Origin of the sequence: Streptomyces sp. NPDC006435 (assembly GCF_040612315.1) — a bacterium.
In the GTDB taxonomy this organism is placed as follows: domain Bacteria; phylum Actinomycetota; class Actinomycetes; order Streptomycetales; family Streptomycetaceae; genus Streptomyces.
On record NZ_JBEXPY010000071.1, the window covers coordinates 331 to 21,183 of the forward strand.

The window sequence follows — 20,853 nt, forward strand, 5'->3', positions numbered from 1 at the left end:
GTGGCGTCGGATGCTGCCGGACTGGTCGAGGCCCTGGAGGCGCTGGCCGAGGGGCGCTCGCACGACGCGGTGGTGACGGGCGCGGCCGAGCGCCGCGGGAAGGTCGTCTTCGTCTACCCCGGCCAGGGCTCGCAGTGGACCGGGATGGGCCGTGAACTCCTTGATTCCAGTGAGGTGTTCGCGCAGACCGTGGACGCCTGCGACGCCGCGTTGCGGCCGTTCACGGGCTGGTCGGTGCGGGAAGTCCTGGCCGGTGAGGAGGGCGAGAACCCGCCGTTCGACCGGGTGGACGTGGTCCAGCCCGCGCTGTTCGCGATGGGGGTGGCCCTGTCCGCGCTGTGGCGGTCGTTGGGTGTGGAGCCGGCCGCCGTGGTCGGTCACTCGCAGGGCGAGGTGGTCGCCGCGGTCGTGAGCGGCGCTCTCACCCTGGAGCAGGGGGCGCAGATCGTCGCCCAGCGCTCGAAGGCTGTCCTGGCCTGCGCCGGACAGGGCGGCATGGCCCTCATCGAACGCCCCGTCGCGGTGGTGGAGGACTTCCTCACCCCGTACGGCGACGCACTGTCCGTCGCCGCGGTCAACACCGCGGGGTCGACGATCATCTCCGGCCGGGCGGACGCGATCGAGCAGATCGTCACCGAGCTCCAGGAACGGGACGTCTACGCCCGCAAGATCAACGTGGACTACGCCTCACACAACGCCCAGATGGACCCGCTGCTGCCGGGCCTCGCCTCCGACTTCGAGGGCCTCGCCCCGCACCGTGCGGACCTGGCGTTCTACTCCACCGTGACGGGCGAGGTGTCCGACGGCACCGACCTGGACGGCGGCTACTGGTGCCGCAACCTGCGCGAACCCGTCCGCTTCGACCGCGCCCTCAACCACCTCCTCGACGACGGCCACACCGTGTTCGTCGAGATCTCCGCCCACCCCGTGCTGTCCATGCCGCTGACCGACGGCAGCGCGGAGCGCGGCGGGATCGTCGTGGGCTCCCTCGCCCGCGACCACGGCACCACCGCGCAGCTCCTGCGCAACCTCGGCCTCCTCCACGTCCAGGGCCACGCCATCGACTGGAACCAGGCCCTCGGAACCGCCCCGAACGTCGGCAAGAACCCCCTGCCCGACCTCCCCACCTACGCCTTCCAGCACGAGCACTACTGGATGGACACCCCGAAGACGTCCGGTGACGTGCGCTCCATGGGCCTGGACGCCTCCGGACACCCCTGGCTCGGCGCAGCCCTCGCACTCGCCGACGGCGAGGGCCACCTGCTCACCGGCCGCCTCTCCCTCACCGACCAGCCGTGGCTGGCCGAGCACGCCGCGTTCGGGACCGTTCTCGTCCCCGGCACCGGACTGCTCGAACTCGCCCTCACCGCAGCCCACCACGTAGGGGCCTCGGCCGTCGAGGAACTCACCCTCCTCGAACCGCTCGTCCTGACCGACGAGACCCCCCTCCGCCTCCAGGTCGTCGTCGGAGCGGAAACCCCACAGGGCCGCCGGCCCATCCATCTCTTCAGCCGACCGGAGAGCGCCTCGGAGGGCATCTCCGCAGATGCTCCGTGGCGTCGACACGCCTCCGGCGAACTCTCCACCGGAGCCACCTCCGTTCCGGAGGCGGCCGCCGAACTGGTGCAGTGGCCGGTTGCGGGTGCAGAGCAGGTCGTACTGGACGGGTTCTACGAGGACTTCCGTGCCCGTGGCCTGGAGTACGGCCCCGCCTTCCAGGGCCTGACCGAACTGTGGCGCAAGGGGAACACCGCGTACGGGACCGTCCGCCTCCCCGAGGGGCTCCGGCCCGACGACTTCGGCATCCACCCCGCACTCCTGGACGCCGCCCTGCACGCGATGGTGGCGGTCCAGGACGGAACGGGAACCGAGGGACACGTACCGCTCCCCTTCGAGTGGACCGGTGTCGAGCTGTACGCGACCGGCGCCACCGAACTGCGCATACGCATCGAACTCGACGACACGGAAACCGGCCTCCGACTGTGGGCGACCGATCCGACCGGGCAGCCCCTTCTGCACGCCCGTGGGCTCCGGTTGCGTCCGGCCGACTCCGAACAGCTCCGCGCCGCTGCCACCCCTGCGGCCGACGAGCATCTCTACCGCGTCGAGTTCCAGGCCTTGCGCACGCTGGAAGAGGCACCGGCTCAGGAGACCTGGGTCCTCGGTGGCAGCGGCGAGATGGCCCGGGCCCTGGACGCGCAGAGCATCGCGCAGGCCGACGGACTGTTCGCCCGACTGGACGAAGGCATCGAGCCGCCCGGACGTGTTGTGGTCGACACCACGGGCAACGCCACGAACAACACCATGGGCAACGCCACAGGCGAAGCCGCGGACGGCGTCATCGACGACGCACTGGGGGCGACGGCCGAAGCCCTGGTCACGGTGCAGCGGCTGCTGGCCGAACCCCGCCTGGAGAACACCGAGTTCGTTTGGGTCACCCGAAGCGCCGTGGACGTCGGCGATGGCATCGGTGACCTCGTACGTGCACCGTTGTGGGGTCTGCTCCGTGCAGTGCGGGCCGAGCACCCGGAGCGGGTGATCCAGCTCGTCGACCTCGACACCAACGCCAACGCCAACGTCGATACCGATACCGACACCGGCACCGACATCGAGGTGCCGTTCCTTGTGGACGAGCCCGAGGTCGTGGTGCGTGGGGGCCGGGTGCGGGTGGGCCGGCTGGTACGTGCGGCAGCCACCGACAACGACAACAGCAGCAACAGTGTCGCCGGTGAGCGGCCGGTGCTGGATCCGTCCGGTGCGGTGCTGATCACGGGTGGTACGGGTGAGCTGGGCCGTGCGGTGGCCGGGCACCTGGTGCGTGTGCACGGGGTGCGGCACCTGGTGCTGACCTCGCGACGCGGCCAGGACGCCCCCGGCGCCCAGGAGCTGACGGCGGAACTCACGGCCGCCGGAGCCGAGACCGTACGCCTGGTGGCCTGCGACGTGTCGGACCGCGACCAGATCGCGGCAGTACTCGCCGACACCGGCACCGACACCGGCACCGAGCGTCCCTGGACCGGAATCTTCCACCTCGCCGCCGTCCTCGACGACGGTGTGATCTCCGCCCAGAGCCCCCAGCGGCTCGCCCGGGTCTGGGCGCCCAAGGCGACCGGTGCCCGTCATCTCCACGATCTCAGCCTGGAACTGGGCCTGGACCTTGCGGCGTTCGTCCTGTTCTCGTCGGCCGCCGGGGTGCTCGGCGGTCCCGGACAGTCCAACTACGCCGCGGCCAACGCCTGTCTCGACGCCCTGGCCGTCCACCGGCGTGCTCTGGGCCTGCCCGCCACGAGTGTTTCCTGGGGGTTGTGGCAGCAGGCCGGCACCGGTCTCACCGCCGACCTCGGCCGGGCCGAGCTCGCCCGTCTGCGCCGCATGGGCATCGGCGCCCTCACCCCCACCCAGGCCCTGACGGCCCTCGACGCCGCGCTCGTCCGTACGGACGCCCACCTCGTTCCTGTCAAGTTCGTGCTCGACGCCTTCCGGAGGGAGGACGGAAACGACGTTCCCGCACTCCTCCGCGGACTCGTCCGTGCTCCCCGCAGGCGCGCCGATGCCACCGCCACCGCCGGGCCTTCCGGCCTGCGGGACCGGCTCGCCGCGCTGCCCGGGGCCGAGCGGCCCGCCCTGCTCGTCCAGATCGTCCAGCGGGAGGCCGCCGCGGTCCTGGGCATGTCGGACTCCGGGGCGATCGGCAAGGAACAGGTCTTCAAGGATCTCGGCTTCGACTCGCTCATGGCGGTCGAGCTGCGGCGTCGGCTGTCCGCGGAGACCGGGACGCAGCTGCCCTCGACGCTCGCCTTCGACCATCCCACCCCGGCCGCGGTCGCGGCGCTCCTCCTCGACAGGCTGAGCCTCTCGGGCCGGGCCGACGAGTCGTCCCCCGCCGCACCGGTCCGGCGGGAGGGGACCGCCTCCGACGACCCGATCGCCATCGTCTCCATGGCCTGCCGGCTCCCCGGCGGTGTGACGACTCCCGAGGAGTACTGGACCCTTCTCGCCGAGGGGACCGACGCCATCGGACCGTTGCCGTCCCGCTGGGACGGTCTCGACCTGTACGACCCCGACCCGGACGCCGTCGGCAAGAGCTACGCCCGTGAGGGCGGGTTCATCGACGGCGTCGAGGACTTCGACGCGACGTTCTTCGGGATCTCGCCGCGCGAGGCACTGTCCATGGACCCGCAGCAGCGACTCGTGCTCGAAACTGTCTGGGAGGCGCTGGAGCGGGCCGGCATCCGGCCGGACTCGCTGCGCGGCAGCGCCACCGCCGTCTACGTCGGGACCATGGGTTCGGACTACGACGACCGCAACGGCGGCGCGCTCCAGAACCTGAACGGCTACGTGGGCACGGGCAACGCGGCCAGTGTCATCTCCGGGCGGGTCTCGTACACGCTCGGCCTCCAGGGCCCGGCCGTCACCGTCGACACCGCCTGCTCCTCCTCCCTGGTCGCCCTTCACCTCGCGGCGGCCTCCCTCCGGCAGGGCGAGTGCGAGCTCGCCCTCGTCGGTGGTGTCACGGTCATGAGCACCCCGGCGACGTTCGTCGAGTTCAGCAGGCTCAGGGCCATGGCGACGGACGGTCGGTGCCGCAGTTTCTCGGCCGCCGGTGACGGTGCCGGCTGGTCCGAGGGGGTGGGCGTGCTGGTGCTGAAGCGGCTGTCGGCCGCCGAGCGCGACGGGGACCGCGTACTGGCCCTCGTCCGTGGTTCCGCCGTGAACCAGGACGGGGCGAGCAACGGGCTCACCGCGCCGAACGGCCCCTCGCAGCAGCGCGTCATCCGGGACGCCCTCGCGGCGTCCCGCCTCGCCCCGGCCGACATCGACGCCGTCGAGGCGCACGGCACGGGCACCGATCTCGGCGATCCGATCGAGGCCGGTGCGCTGGCCGAGGTGTTCGGATCGCACCGGCTGTTCCTCGGCTCCGCGAAGTCCAACCTCGGTCACACCCAGGCCGCCGCAGGCATCGTCGGCGTGATGAAGATGGTGCTGGCGCTCCAGCACGAGACACTGCCGAGGACGCTCCACGCCGAGGAGCCGAGCCCGCACATCGACTGGGCGGCGAGCGGCCTGACCCTGTTGCAGGAGGCGCGGCCCTGGCCGCACGAGGAGGGGCGGACGCGTCGCACCGGTGTGTCGGCCTTCGGCATCGGCGGCACCAACGCGCACGTGGTGCTGGAGGAGGCCCCGCAGCAGCGGGTGGACGCGCCCTCCGGGGAGCCCGGAGCCGTGCCCGTGGACGCGTGGCCGTTGCTGCTGTCCGGGTACGACGAGGAGGCGCTCCGCGCCCAGGCGGGCCGGTGGGCCGACTGGCTCGCCGGGCACGACGGCACTCCGCTGTCCGACGTGGTGCGGACGGCTGCCCTGCACCGTACGCATCTGCCCGCCCGCGCGTCGCTGGACGTGGCGGACAGGTCCGAGGCGGTACGGGCACTGTCCGCGCTCGCCGCGGGCGAGCCGCACGACCGGGTCGTCGTGGGCGACGCCCGTGAGCGGGACGCGGTGGTCTTCATCTGTCCCGACCCGTCCGCGGACGTGCGATGGGACGGTGTCGGGCGTGCGCTCCTCTCCGGGAGCGAGGTCTTCGCCGATGCCGTCGGGGCGTGCGACGCGGTGCTGCGGCCCCTGACGGGCTGGTCGGTGCGGGACGTGCTGGCCGGGGAGGCGGCCGGTGGTCCGGATGTCGCCGGGCCCGCCGGGTTCGCCCTGGCCGTCGGACTCGGTGCCCTCTGGAAGTCCCTGGGAATCGAGCCCGCGGCCGTCGTCGGCCACGGGCTCGGGGAGACGGTCGCCTCGGTCGTACGGGGAGAGCTCCCTCTCGACGAGGGTGCCCGGATCGTGACCGGGAACGGAGCGGATGCGGCGGTCGACGACGGTTCTCCGGGCAGCACGGCGGAACGGTTCGAGGCGCACGGTCATGAGCTCTGCGTCCGTCTCGCGCCGAACACCGACCCCGGCCCGGCCACGGAACCCGGCACCGGGTCAGGCGCCGAAACCGGCATCGAGACCGGCGTCGAGATCAGCACCGGGCTCAGCCCGGCCGGTGTCCTCCGTTCGCTCGGCGCCCTGCACGCGCAGGGGTATCCGGTCGACTGGCCCCGGGTACCCGGAGCGAGTGGGCCCGTTTCCCTCGTCGCCCTGCCGACGTACGCGTTCCGGCGGGACCGGTACTGGTCCGAGCCCGGCACCGGCCGTACCGGAGCCTCCGCCCCCGGAACCGCTTCCGGCACCGCTTCCGCCGATGTCCGTTCGGCCGGCGTCCGTTCAGCCGGGCTCCTGCCGTCCGCGCACCCCTGGGTGGGGGCGACGCTTCCACTGGCCGGGGGCGAAGGACATCTGCTCACGGGCCTTCTCTCCTCGGCCGGGCAGCCCTGGCTGGCGGACCACGCGGCGTTCGGCGTGGCGATCGTCCCCGGTACCGGGATGCTGGAACTGGCCCTGACCGCCGCGGCCGAGGCCGGGTTCGGCGGCGTGGAGCAGTTGACGCTGTTGGAGCCGCTGCCGATCGATCCGGCGGGTGCCGAGCGCGTCCAGGTGGTCGTCGGTGCCGCAGATGCGGGCGGGCGGGCGACGGTGACGGTCCACAGCCAGTCGGAGGGCACGGACCGGGCCTGGACGCGGCACGCGGTGGGCGTGCTGAGTCCGCCGGGGACCGGGCGGGACGGTGCGACGGCCTTCCCGGACCTGACGCGGTGGCCCGTGGCCGGGGCCGAGCAGGTGGACCTGGACGGTTTCTACGAGCGGTTCCGGGAGCGGGGTCTGGACTACGGCCCCGCGTTCCGGGGGCTGGTCGAGCTGTGGCGGGACGGCTACACCGCGTACGGGCGGATACGCCTTCCGGAGGGGCTGCGGGCCGACGAGTACCGCGTCCACCCCGCGCTGCTCGACGCGGCGCTGCACGCCTGCATGGGAGCGCGCAGGGAGGCCGAGGGGGAGACCCCGGTCCTCTTCCCGTTCGAGTGGTCGGGGGTGGAGCTGTCGGCAGTCGGCAGTGCCGAACTGCGGGTGCGCGTCGACGTCGACGAGTCCGGAACGGGACTGCGGCTGTGGGCCGCGGACGCCGACGGCTCCCCGGTGCTCTCCGGGGAACTGCGGCTCCGCGAGGTCACGGCGGAGCAGGTCCGCGGGGCCACGCGCCCCGAGCACCTCTACCGGGTGGAGCTGCGGGAGGTGAACGCCCCCACGACCGGAACCGGAGCCGGAACCGTCGACGGTGGCATCGGTGTCGGCGTCGGCGTCGGAAGCGATGCTTCCCGTGTGGTCGTGGACGCCCGCGGCTGGACCGGGACCGTCACCGAGGTCGCCACCCGCGGCCTCACCGAGCTCCAGCGACTGTTCACCGAGAACACCGAGAACACCGGAACCGGCATCGCTGCCGACGCCGAAGTGGTGTGGCTGACGTCCGGTGCGGTCGGCGACGACGGTCACGACCTGGCCCAGGCCGCCCTGTGGGGTCTGGTCCGTGCGGCTCGCAGCGAGTTCCCCGACCGTACGGTCCGGCTGGTGGACACCGCCGGGGCGGACCTCACCGGACCGGTCGCCGCGGCGCTCGGCTCGGAGGCCGAACTCGTGGTCCGCGACGGCACGGTGTACACGCCGCGGCTGGTCGCCGTCCCCGGTGCCGGGTCCCCTGCACCGGTTCTCGACCCCGACGGCGTCGTCCTGATCACCGGCGGCACCGGTGAACTCGGCCGGGCGGTGGCCGAGCACCTCGTGCGCGAGTACGGGGTGCGGCATCTCCTGCTCACCTCGCGCCGCGGCCTGCGGGCCCCCGGCATGGACGAGGCGGTGGCAGGGCTGACGGCTGCCGGGGCCCGGACCGTGGACGTGGTGGCCTGCGACGCAGCGGACCGCGAAAGCCTCGCCGCCGTGCTGGCGGACGCCACGTCCGACCGCCCGTTGACCGGTGTGTTCCACCTGGCGGCCGTGGTCGACGACGGGCTCCTCGGGTCTCAGAACCCCGAGCGGCTCGCCCGTGTTCTCGCCGCGAAGACCGAAAGCGCCCTGCACCTGCACGAGTTGACCCTGGACCTCGCACCCGCGGTGTTCGTGCTCTTCTCGTCGGCGGCCGGTCTGCTGGGAACGGCCGGCCAGAGCACGTACGCCGCCGCCAACACGGCCCTGGACGCCCTCGCCGCGTACCGTCACGGCCTCGGGATGCCGGGCACGAGCCTCTCGTGGGGGCTGTGGGAACAGGGCGGGCTGAGCCGTACGGCGAGCCTCGGCCGGGCCGACCTCGCCCGGATGAGCCGCCAGGGCTTCGGCGCGCTCGACCGGGCCGAGGCGCTGGCGGCGCTCGACTCCGCGCTGCGCACGCCCCACCCGCACCTGGTCCCGGTCAAGCTGACCGGAACCGATTCGTCGGCCCCGCAGCAGCACCCGGCCGGGTCGGAGGAGCCGCCCGTCCTGCTGCGCGACCTCGTACGCGTACGGCCGCAGGCCACCGGAACGGGAGTCGGCGCAGGAGCCGGCGCAGGGACCGGAACGGGGGCCGGTACGGCCGCCGTGCTTGCCGGAACACAGGAGCCGCTGACGTCGCCGACATCGCTTTCCGGTGCTGAACTCCGTGCCGCACTGGTGGAGTTGGTGCGAGCGGAGGCAACAACCGTCCTGGGGCTCTCCTCGACGATCCTCGCCGACCAGAGGTTCCAGAAGCTTGGCCTCGACTCGCTGACGGCGGTCGAGCTGCGCCGCCGCCTCACGGCGGCCACCGGCACCACCCTGCCGTCGACCGCGGCCTTCGAGCACCCCACCCCGGAGCGGCTCGCGGACCGGCTGATGCGGGACCTGGACCCGGACCACGACGCATCGGCGACACCCGATGCACCGGCGGCGACCCCCACGGAGCAGCCCGCGCCCGTCACGACCGCCACGACGCCCTCGGCATCCCCGATGCCTTCAGCGCCTCCGGCACGCAGCACCGTGCGTCCGGCGACCGAGGGCCAGAAGCGGCTGTGGTTCCTGGAACGGCTCAACCCCGGCTCCGCCCAGTACAACGCGACGATGACGCTGCACCTGAACGGCGCTCTGGACCGCGAGGCGTTCGAGCGGTCCGTGCTCTGGCTGATGGAACGTCACGAGGCCTTGCGCACCGGGCTGGAGAGCCGGGACGGACAGCTGGTCCAGGTGGTGCACGAGAACGTCGACGCCCCGGTCACCTACCGGGACGCCACCGGCCTGTCCGCCGACGAGGCGCGGGCGTTGCTGCACGCCGAGGAGCTCAAGCCGTTCGCCGTGTCCGGCCGGACCCTGCTCCGCCTCTTCGTCCTGACCACGGACACGGACACGGACACGGACACGACAACGATCGCGGACGAGAACCCCGACAAGGGCGACAGCCGGCAGAGCGTGTGCCTCACCATGCACCACGCCATCACCGACGGCTGGTCCATCGCGCTCCTGCTGTCCGAACTCACGGACGCCTACCGCGCGTTCCGGTCGGGAACGGAGCCGGACCGTCCCGCGCCCGCGGGCTGCCCGGGAGACCTCGCCGCCCAGGAGGAGGAAGCGCTGCGGACCGGGCTCTTCGACGAAGGGGTCCACTTCTTCCGGGAGCAACTCGCCGGCGTGCCCCGGCTGGAGTTCCCGCCGGGCCCCGGCACCGCGCCGGAGAGCGGCGGGAACAGTGCGGGCGGCACCGTCCACTTCACGATTCCCGCCGGGCTGCGGTCCGGGATCGAGGAGCTGGCCTCGGACCGTTCGGTGACCCCGTACACCGTGCTGGTGAGCGCGTTCGCCGTGCTGCTCGGACGGGTGACGGGACAGGACGACTTCGGCCTCGGCACCGTGTGGGCCAACCGTCAACTCCCCGAGGCGGAGGGCATGGTGGGCTTCCTGGCGAACACGCTGCCGCTGCGCTGCGACCTCACGGGCGACCCGGCCTTCGACGAGCTGATCGGCTCGATGGCGCCCCGGGTGCTCGGCACCATGGAGCACCAGGCCGTCCCGCTCACCGAGGTCGTCCGGGCCGTCGGTGGTCCGCGCACCGGTGACGAGAACCCCCTGTTCCGCTGCCTGTTCAATTACGCGTCCATGCCGATGGCCGCGCAGGGCAACGAGTTCTGGCGGCTGTCGACGGAGGGGAGCCTCGCCGGAAACGTGGACGGGGCCGCGAAGTTCGACCTCGGTCTGACGCTGCTGCCGTTCGGGGACGGGTTGCGCGGCGAGCTGGAGTACCGGCCGGAGGCCTGGGCGGCCGGGGCCGCACGCCGGCTGGTGGACGGTTTCCTGACCCTGCTGCCGGCCCTGCTCTCCGCCCCCGGGCGCCCGGTCGGTGAGGCGGCGCTGCTCGCCCCGGCCGAGCTGGCCTGGCTGGAGGAGCGCGGCGGCCGTGTCGTGGCGGCGGCGCCCGACGGGCCCACGGCCCTGGATCTCGTACTGGCGCAGGCCCGGCGCACGCCGGACGCGGTGGCGCTGGTCTCCGACGGACAGGAGCTGACCTACCGCCGGACGGTGTCACGGGCGGCGGACCTGGCGGACCTGCTGCGCTCGGCAGGAGTGGGTGCGGAGAGCCTGGTGGGGGTGCATCTGCCGCGTTCGGCGGATCTGGTGGTGGCGGTGCTGGCGGTCTGGATGGCCGGTGGTGCGTACGTGCCGCTGGACCCGGAGTATCCGAGGGCCCGCCTGGAGCACGTCATCGGCGACAGCGGACTGACGGTGCTCGTCTCGGACCGGCCGGTGGAGACCACTGCCCGGGTCGTACTGATCGACGACGTTCCCGCGACGACGGATCCGGGTGCTGTGGTGCCGTCGGATGTGGTGCTGCCGGGGTTGTCGGATCTGGCGTATGTGATCTACACGTCGGGTTCGACGGGGCTGCCGAAGGGTGTGCAGCTGGAGCATGGGCAGTTCGCGAATTTCTGTGCGGCGATGGATGTGCGGGTGGGGGGTGGTGCGGGTGATACGTGGCTGGCGGTGACGAGTCTGTCGTTCGACATCTCGACGCTGGAGTTGTTGTGGACGTTGACGCGTGGGTACCGGGTGGTGGTGGCCGGTGGTGGTCCGGCGGGGTGGGCGGAGTGTCTGCCGTATGCGCCGACGCATCTGCAGTGCACGCCGTCGCTGGCCCGGATGCTGCTGGCGGACGCGGACGGGCGGGCGCTGGTGCGGGGTCTGGACCGGATGCTGGTGGGTGGTGAGGCCCTGGACCGGGGTCTGGCGCGCAAGCTGCTGAGGCTGTGCCCGGACGGTCTGATGAACATGTACGGGCCCACCGAGACCACCGTCTGGTCCGCCGCCTGGAAGGTCATCGAGGGCGACGTCTCACTGGGTGAGCCCTTGCTCAACAACCTTCTGTACGTACTGGATCCGGCGGGCCGGCGGGTGCCGCGTGGCTGTGTCGGCGAGCTGTTCATCGGTGGTCTGGGCGTGGCCCGCGGCTATCTCGACCGCCCCGAACTGACCGCCGAGCGCTTCGTCGAGGACCCCTTCCTGCCCGGCGGGCGCATGTACCGCACCGGCGACCTGGTCCGCTACCGCGAAAACGGCTCCCTCGAATACCGCGGCCGCGCCGACTTCCAGGTCAAGCTCCACGGCCACCGGATCGAGCTCGGCGAGATCGAGGCGGTCGCGGCCGAGCAGGCCGGGGTGGTGCAGGCGGCGGCGGTGGTCCGTGAGGACGTGCCGGGCGACGTGAGGCTGTTCCTGTACTTCACCACCGCCCCGGGCCGTGCCGTGGACCCGGACGAGCTGCGCACCGCCCTCGCCGGACGGCTGCCGGTGTACATGGTCCCCGACCGGCTCGTCCCGCTCGACGAACTGCCCCACACCCCCAACAAGAAGATCGACCGCAACGCACTGCGGGAACTCGACACCCCCCGCACCACCACCCCCGACACCGGCCCGGACGGCGCGACCGGCCCGACCGGTGCCCCCGGTGCCACCGAGGCGGTCGTCGCCGGGGCCTGGCGGACCGTCCTGGGCATCCCCCACATCGACCCCGACAAGGGCTTCTTCGAGATCGGCGGCAGCTCCATGACCGCCCTCAACGCCCACAAGATCATCACTGCCGAACTCGGCCGGGAGTTCCCGCTCTCCGCCCTCTTCCAGTACCCCACCGTTCGCCGCCTCGCCGCCCACCTCGACGGCGGGAGCCGTACCGGGCACGTCCCCGCCGCGCGCCGGGCCGTTCACCGTGACGACGCCGTGGCGGTCGTGGGCATGGCGTGCAAGCTGCCGGGCGCCCCCGACATCGACACCTTCTGGAACAACCTCCGCGAGGGCGTCGAGTCCATCCGCCACTTCACCCTCGACGAACTCCGCGCCGCCGGACTGCCCGAGGAACTCATCACCGACCCCGACTACGTACCCGCCAAGGGGTACATCGAGGGCGCCGACCTCTTCGACGCGGCGTTCTTCGACTACATGCCGTCCGAGGCCGAGCTGATGGGGCCGCAGCACCGGCTGTTCCTGGAGACCGCCTGGCAGGCCATCGAGCACGCGGGCATCCTGCCGTCGAAGTACGACGGCCACATCTCCGTCTTCGCCGGGGCCGGTGTGGGCGAGTACGGCTACGGCGAGCACGACAGCGACGACCTGCCGTCGTTCTACCGCACCATGACGGCCAACAAGAGCGACTACCTGGCGACCCGCGTCGCGCACAAGCTCGACCTGCGCGGCCCGTCCCTCACCGTGCAGACGGCCTGCTCGACCGGGCTGGTCGCCACACACCTGGCCCGCGAGAGCCTGCTGCGCGGCGAGTCCGACATCGCACTCGTCGGCGGGGCGTCGGTGACCTGCCCTCTTGAGCACGGGTACCGGTACCAGGAGGGCCTGATGGTGTCGCCCGACGGCAAGTGCCGCGCCTTCGACGAGAAGGGTGCCGGGACCGTCTTCGCCAATGGTGTCGGTGTGGTGGTGCTGCGCCGGCTGTCCGACGCGATCGAGGCCGGCGACACCGTGTACGCCGTCCTGCGCGGCAGCGCCATCAACAACGACGGCTCCGCCAAGGTCGGCTTCACCGCCCCCAGCATCGAGGGCCAGGCCCGCGTCATCACCCAGGCCCACACCGACGCCGGCATCGACCCCGCCACCATCGGCTACATCGAGGCCCACGGCACCGGCACCCGCCTCGGCGACCCCATCGAGATGCAGGCACTGCAACAGGTCTTCGGGCCGGCCCACCGCGAGGAACCCTGCGCGATCGGCTCCGTGAAGACCAACATCGGCCACACCGACGCCACCGCCGGCATCGCCGGACTCATCAAGACCACCCTCGCCATCCACCACGGCGAACTCGTCCCCAGCCTCAACTACGAACACCCCAACCCCGAAATGGGAATGGACCCCAACCTGTTCCACGTCAACACCGAGACCCGACCCTGGCACGAGGACGGACCCCGCCGCGCCGGCGTCTCCTCCTTCGGCATCGGCGGCACCAACGCCCACATCGTCCTCGAACAGGCCCCGCAACAGTCCGAGCAGCCGGAGCAGGAGGCCCCCTCGGTCGTGCTGCCGGTCGTGCCCTGGGCGGTGTCGGCGCGCTCGGCCGAGGCCCTGCGCGACCAGACCCGGCGGCTCGCGGACCACGTCCGGTCCGGTGCGTTGCCGGACGTCCTCGACGTGGGGTACTCGCTCGCGGCCACCAGGACCCTCTTCGAGCACCGCGCGGTGGTGACCGGGGCCGACCGGGACGAGCTGCTGGCCGGGCTGGACGCACTCGCCGCGGACGAATCCGGGCCGGGTACGGTCACCGGTTCGGCCACGCCGGGCCGTACGGTCTTCGTCTTCCCCGGCCAGGGGGCGCAGTGGGCCGGGATGGGTCGTGAACTCCTCGACTCCTCACCGGTGTTCGCGGAGCGCATGGCGGCCTGCGAGCAGGCTCTCGCACCCCATGTGGACTGGTCGCTGAGCGATGTCGTGCGGGAGGTTCCCGGGGCGCCGGGGCTGGAGCGCGTGGACGTCCTCCAGCCGACGACGTTCGCGGTCATGGTGTCGCTGGCCGCGCTGTGGCGTTCGGTCGGTGTCGAACCGGCCGCGGTCGTCGGCCACTCGCAGGGCGAGCTCGCCGCCGCGCACGTGGCGGGGGTGCTCTCGCTGGAGGACGCCGCCCGGGTGGTGTGCGTCCGCAGCCGGGCCCTGACGGCGTTGGCGGGCCGGGGCGCGATGCTGTCGGTCCCGCTGCCCGCCGACCGGGTGGCCGAGCGGATCGGGGCCTGGGGCGGGCGGCTCTCGGTCGCCGCGGTCAACGGGCCCGCGTCCTCGGTGGTCTCGGGCGAGCCCGGGGCCGTGGAGGAGCTCCTGGAGGCGTGCCTCGCCGACGGGATACGGGCCAGGACGATCCTGTCCGACTGTGCCGGTCACTCGGCTCAGGTGGACGCCCTGTACGACGAGGTGATCGAAGGGGTCGGTGGGATCGAGCCGCGGGCCGCGCTGATCCCGATGTACTCGACGGTCACCGGTGGTCCGGTCGGCTCCGAGCCGCTGGACGCCGGGTACTGGTACCGGAACCTGCGCGAGACGGTCCGTTTCGACCGGGCCGTCGAACTGCTGCTGACCGACGGGTTCGACCGGTTCGTCGAGATCTCCACGCATCCCGTGCTGGCGTTCGGCCTGCAGGAGACCGCGGACGGTCTCGACACGGCCGTCACGACCGTCGGCACGCTGCGGCGCGAGGAGGGCGGGCTCTCCCGCTGGCTGCGTTCTCTCGCCGAGGCGCACGCCCAGGGGGTGGACGTCGACTGGGAGCCGGTCTTCGCGGGCACGGGTGCCCGTCGGGCCGTTCTGCCCACGTACGCGTTCCAGCGGCAGCGGTACTGGCTGGACGCGCGGCGGTCCGCGGGTTCGGCGGCCGGCCTGGCGGCCTCGGGGCTGCGGGCCGACGGGCATCCGCTGCTCGGCGCGGCGGTGGAGCTGCCCGAGACGGGCGGCCTGCTCTTCACGGCGCTGCTGTCGCTGCGCACCGAACCCTGGCTGGCCGATCACGCGGTGACGGGCACCGTGCTGCTTCCGGGCACCGCCTTCGTCGAGCTGCTGGTCAGGGCCGGTGAGCCGGTCGGCTGCGAGCAGGTCGAGGAGCTCACCCTCCAGGCGCCGCTGATCCTGCCGGAGAGCGGCGGGGTGCAGTTGCGGATGGTGGTCGGAGGTGCGGACGAGGACGGCCGTCGCAACGTCACCGTCCATTCGCGTCCCGACGGCGCCGACGAGGACCGGGCGTGGACCCGGCACGCCACGGCCGTACTGGCGCCGCAGGCTCCCGGGCCGGACTTCGATCTGACTGCCTGGCCGCCGCCGGGTGCGCAGCCGCTGGACGCGGCCGCGCTGTACGAGCGGCTGTCCGCGGCGGGTTACGGCTACGGCCCGGCGTTCCAGGGGCTGCGGGCCGCCTGGCAGTCGGGTTCCGAGGTGTTCGCCGAGGTGGCGCTGGACGACGGGACGGCCGAGTCGGCGGCGTCGTACGGGCTGCATCCGGCGCTGCTCGACGCGGCCCTGCACGCGGTGGCGCTGGGCTCGCTGGTCCCCGACGACGGGCGGATCCGTCTCCCCTTCTCGTGGAGCGGGTTCAGTCTGTACGCGGAGGGTGCGGCGGTGCTGAGGGTGCGGGTCTCGCCCACGGGGACCGACGGCACGGTGTCGTTGCGGATCGCCGACGGCGGTGGTGCCCCGGTGGCCTCGGTCGAGGCGCTGGCGCTGCGGCCGATGTCCTCGGCGCAGCTGAGCCGGGCCGACGCGGACGCGGAGGCGGATCTGTTCCGGCTCGACTGGGTGCAGCTTCCGGAGTCCTCCGCCGAGGCGGTTGCGGCGGGCCGGGCCGTGCTGGTGGGCGGTCCGGGTGCGGGTCACTCCGATCTGGCCGCGCTGACGGCCGCCGTGGAGGCGGGTGCGGTCGTACCGGACGTCGTCTTCATGCGGTGCCCCGACGCTCCGGGCCGGGCCGACGGTACGGCGGGGCCCGCGGGTCCGCTCGCCGGTGCGGTGCTCGATCTGGTGCAGTGCTGGCTCCGCGACCAGTGGTACGAGCGGTCGCGGCTGGTACTGGTGACCCGGGGCGCGGTCGCCGCGCTGCCGGGCGACGGGGTCGCCGATCCGGCGGCCGGTTCGGTGTGGGGGCTGGTCCGTTCGGCGCAGGCCGAGCATCCCGGCCGGTTCGGTCTGCTGGACCTGGAGCCGGGTGCCGACGGGTCGTCGGAGACCGTGGCGGGGCTGCCGTTCGGGGAGGAACCCGAGCTGGTGCTGCGCGGCGGTGCCGGGTACGTACCGCGGCTGGTACGGGCGCGGGAGCGCCGTCCGCTGGTGCCGCCGTCGGGTGTGCCCGCCTGGCAGCTGGACGCGTTCTCCGGCAACACCACGGACGATCTGTCCCTGGTGTCCGCCCCGGAGCGGATGGCGCCGCTGGGTGCGCGCGAGGTGCGGGTGGCGGTGCGGGCCGCGGGTCTCAACTTCCGTGACGTGCTGGTCTCCCTGGGCATGGTGCCGGGTGACGGTGTGATCGGCAGCGAGGCGTCCGGGGTGGTCGTCGAGACGGGTCCCGATGTGACCGACCTGGTGCCCGGTGACCGGGTGACCGGGCTGTTCCCGCGCGGTTCGTTCGGTTCGGCGGCCGTCACCGATCACCGGTTGCTCGTGCGGATGCCGGCGGGCTGGTCGTTCGCCACCGCGGCGTCGGTGCCGACCGCCTGGCTCACGGCGTACTACGCGCTGGTCGATCTGGCCGGGGCCCGGCCGGGCCAGTCGGTGCTGGTGCATTCGGCGGCGGGTGGTGTGGGCATGGCCGGTGTGCAGCTGGCCCGCCACTTCGGTCTGGAGGTGTTCGCCACGGCCGGTCCCGGAAAGTGGGACGCGGTGCGTGCGCTGGGCGTCGACGACACGCGTCTCGCCTCGTCCAGGACGCTCGACTTCGAGGAGCGTTTCCTCGCCGTCACCGGTGGGCGGGGGGTGGACGTGGTGCTGAACTCGCTGACGGAGGAGTTCGTCGACGCGTCGATGCGGCTGCTTCCGCGGGGCGGGCAGTTCATCGAGATGGGCAAGCGGGATCTGCGTGACACCACCGGGCTCGCCTCCGACCGCGCCATCCACTACAGCGTGTTCGACCTGATCCAGGCGGCGCCGGAGCGCATCCACGAGATGCTCGCCGATGTCGTCGGCCTGATCGAGCGCGGTGTGCTGAGTCCGCATCCGCTGCGGGCCTGGGACATCCGGGAGGCGCCCGAGGCGTTCCGGTTCATGAGCCAGGCCCGGCACATCGGCAAGGTCGTGCTGACCGTGCCGCGTCCGCTGGATCCGGACGGCACCGTCCTGGTCACGGGCGGTACGGGAACCCTGGGTTCGCACCTGGCCCGGCACCTGGTGGCCGAGCACGGTGTGCGGCATCTGCTGCTCGCCGGCCGGCAGGGTCCGGACGGTGCCGGTGCCAGGGCCCTCCGGGCCGGGTTGGCCGGTCTGGGCGCCGAGGTGACCGTGGTCTCCTGCGACGTCGCCGACCGTGACGCACTGGCCGCGCTGCTGGCGGGGATCGACGCGGAGCACCCGCTCACCGGTGTGTTCCACCTGGCGGGGGTCCTCGACGACACGGTGATCGAGTCGATGACGGCCGAACGGGCCGAGGAGGTGCTGCGGCCCAAGGCGCACGGCGCGTGGAACCTGCACGAGCTCACGTCGGGTCTCGACCTGTCGGCGTTCGTGATGTTCTCGTCGGTGGCCGGGACGCTGGGTTCCATCGGGCAGGCCAACTACGCCGCGGCCAACGCGTTCCTGGACGCCCTGGTGCGGCACCGCCGGGAGCGCGGGCTGCCCGCGCAGTCGCTGGCCTGGAGTCTGTGGGCGGACCGCAGCGCCATGTCCCGCGACGTCGGCGAGAACGATCTGGCCCGGCTGGCCCGGTCCGGGATCACCCCGCTGCCGGCCGAGCAGGGCATGGGCCTGTTCGACGCGGCGCTGGAGCACGCGGGGGCGGTGCTGCTGCCGGCCAGGCTGGACACCTCGGTGCTGAAGCGGGAGGAGGTCCCGGCGCCGTTGCGGGCCCTCGCCGCCCCGGCCGCCCGTTCGGTGCGGCGCACGGTGCGGGCGTCGGCCGCGGTGGCCGGTCCCGCGCTCGTGCGGCGTCTCGACGCGGCGCCGGCCGCCGAACGGGACGACATCCTGCTGGAGTTCGTACGGGCGCACGGTGCGGGGGTCCTGGGCGGCACGGACGGGGACGGGCTCGACCCGGACACGGCGTTCAAGGAGCTCGGCTTCGACTCGCTGGTCGCCGTGGAGCTGCGCAACCGGCTCAGCAAGGAGACCGGGCTGAGGCTGCCGCCGACGCTGGTCTTCGACTACCCGACGCCGCGGGACATGGCCGCGTTCCTCGCGCAGGAGCTGGCCCCGCACACCGCGGCCGCCGTGCCCGACCCGGTCGCCGCCGCCCCCGCAGCAGGGGTGAGCACCGCGGTGACCGCCGAACTGGACCGGTTGGAGGCCGCGTTCGCCGCCCTGGCCGCGGACGGCGCGACCGTGCTCGACGAGGGGACCCGGGCGGGCGTCGCCGTTCGCCTCACCGACCTGCTCACGTCGTGGACCGCGGTGCGGCAGTCCCCGGCCGGGGGCCACGACGCCGTGGCGCCCGACGAGCACCTGCGGTCCGCGACCGCCGACGAGATCTTCGACTTCATCGACAACGAGCTGGGAATGGGCTGATGACCGATACCACGCTGGATCAGAACAAGTTGCTCGACTACCTCAAGCGGGTGACGGCCGAGCTCCACAGCACGCGTCAGAAGCTCCAGGAGGCGACTGCCGCCGCTCCCGTGCCCGTCGAGCCCGTCGCCGTCGTGGGCATGGGCTGCCGCTACCCGGGCGGTGCCCACTCCCCCGACGCGTTGTGGGACATCGTGGCCGAGGGTCGTGACGTGGTCGGGGGGTTCCCCACCGACCGCGGCTGGGACGAGTCCGGGTCGTATCCGCGGGCCGGCGGGTTCCTGTACGGAGCGGCGGAGTTCGACGCCTCGTTCTTCGGCATCACGCCCCGTGAGGCGCTGGCGATGGACCCGCAGCAGCGGTTGCTGCTGGAGTCCGCCTGGGAGGCGTTGGAGCGGGCGGCCATCCGTCCGGCCACCCTGCGTTCGAGCGCGACCGGTGTGTTCGTGGGTGCGACCGCCGGTGGTTACGGGCCCCATGCGGGCAGTGCCGTCGAGACCGTCCGGGGCCATCTGCTCACGGGTGCCGCGCCCAGCGTGATGTCGGGCCGGCTCGCCTACTTCTTCGGTCTGGAGGGGCCGGCGGTCACCATGGACACCGCCTGCTCGTCGTCGTTGTCCGCGATCCACTACGCGGTGCAGGCCCTGCGTTCCGGCCAGTGCGGTCTGGCGCTGGCGGGCGGTGTCACGGTGCTGGCCACCTCCGACGCGTTCAGCGAGCTCAGTGCCCAGGGCGGTCTCTCGTCCGACGGGAGGTGCCGGACGTTCGCCGCGGCCGCGGACGGCACCGGGTTCTCCGAGGGTGCCGGAATGCTGGTGCTGGAGCGGCTCTCGGACGCCCGCCGCAACGGTCACCCGGTGCTCGCCCTGGTGCGCGGCACCGCCGTCAACCAGGACGGTGCCAGCAACGGGCTGAGCGCCCCGAGCGGCCGGGCCCAGCAGAAGGTGATCCGGCAGGCGCTCGCCGACGCCGGGCTGACGTCCGCCGACATCGACCTGGTCGAGGCGCACGGCACCGCGACCCGTCTCGGCGACCCGATCGAGGCGCAGGCCCTGCTGGCGACCTACGGGCGCGACCGGGGCGGGCGCGGCCCGTTGTGGCTGGGCTCGATCAAGTCGAACATCGGGCACACCCAGGCGGCGGCCGGGGTGGCCGGTGTCATCAAGACCGTCCAGGCCCTGCGGCACGGGGTGATGCCGGGCACCCTGCACGTGGACGAGCCGACACCGCGGGTGGAGTGGGCGTCCGGCGAGGTGGAGCTGCTCACCGAGGCGCGGCCGTGGGAGGCGCGCGGGGCGGTCCGGCGCGCCGGGGTCTCCGCGTTCGGCATCAGCGGCACGAACGCGCACGTGATCATCGAGGAGGCGCCCGCCGAGGAGCCCGCCGGGGCCGTCGAGGAGCGGCCGTTTGGTGCCGGTGGCACCGGGCGTGCCCGGGCGGTGGTGCTCTCCGCCCGGGACGAGGGCGCGTTGCGTGAGCAGGCCGGTGCCTGGTCGCGGTGGCTGCGCGAGCACCCGGGGACGCCGGTCGCCGACGTGGCGTTCACGGCGGCCCGTGCGCGGACGCACTTCCCGGTGCGTGCCAATGTCGTCGCCGAGGACTCCGCCGCACTGGCCGGGGCGCTCGCCGCCCTCGCGGACGGCTCCTCGCACCCGGACGTGGTCGTGGGGCAGGCCCGGAGCCGGGGGAAGGTCGTCTTCGTCTACCCGGGCCAGGGCTCGCAGTGGGTCGGCATGGGGCGCGAACTCCTGGAGTCCAGCGAGGTGTTCGCCGCTTCCGTCGACGCGTGCGACGCGGCGCTGCTGCCGTTCACGGGCTGGTCGGTGCGTGCGGTGCTGACCGGTGAGGCCGGTGACAACCCGCCGTTCGACCGTGCCGATGTGATCCAGCCCGTCCTGTTCACGATGGGCATCGCCCTGTCGGAGCTGTGGCGGTCGCTGGGTGTGGAGCCCGCGGCCGTGGTCGGTCATTCGCAGGGCGAGGTGATGGCCGCGGTGGTGAGCGGCGCTCTCACCCTGGAGCAGGGGGCGCAGGTCATCGCCCAGCGTTCCCGGACCGCCCTCACCCATGCGGAACGGGGTGGCATGGCGCTGATCGGGCGCCCGGTCGCCGCGGTGGAGGAGCTCATCGCCCCGTACGGCGACGACCTGTCCGTGGCCGCGGTCAACAGCGCGGCCTCGACCGTGGTCTCGGGCCGGGTGGAGGCGATCGAACGGATCGTGGCGGAGCTCCAGGAGCGGGACGTCT

The 20,853-nt window shown here is 73.1% G+C and carries 2 protein-coding genes (1 of these 2 only partly in view); both read left to right on the top strand.

Annotated elements, in window-relative coordinates; genetic code table 11:
- On the top strand, positions 1-18,606 hold the full coding sequence (locus ABZZ04_RS36810; RefSeq protein ID WP_356936602.1) for an amino acid adenylation domain-containing protein: 18,606 nt from the start codon (positions 1-3) through the stop codon (positions 18,604-18,606).
- Positions 18,606-20,853, top strand: part of the annotated coding region (locus ABZZ04_RS36815) for an amino acid adenylation domain-containing protein (RefSeq protein ID WP_356936601.1) (this coding region is incomplete at its 3' end). The annotated region continues 7,995 nt past the right edge of the window; 2,248 of its 10,243 annotated nt are in view. The genes ABZZ04_RS36810 and ABZZ04_RS36815, both read left to right, overlap by 1 nt.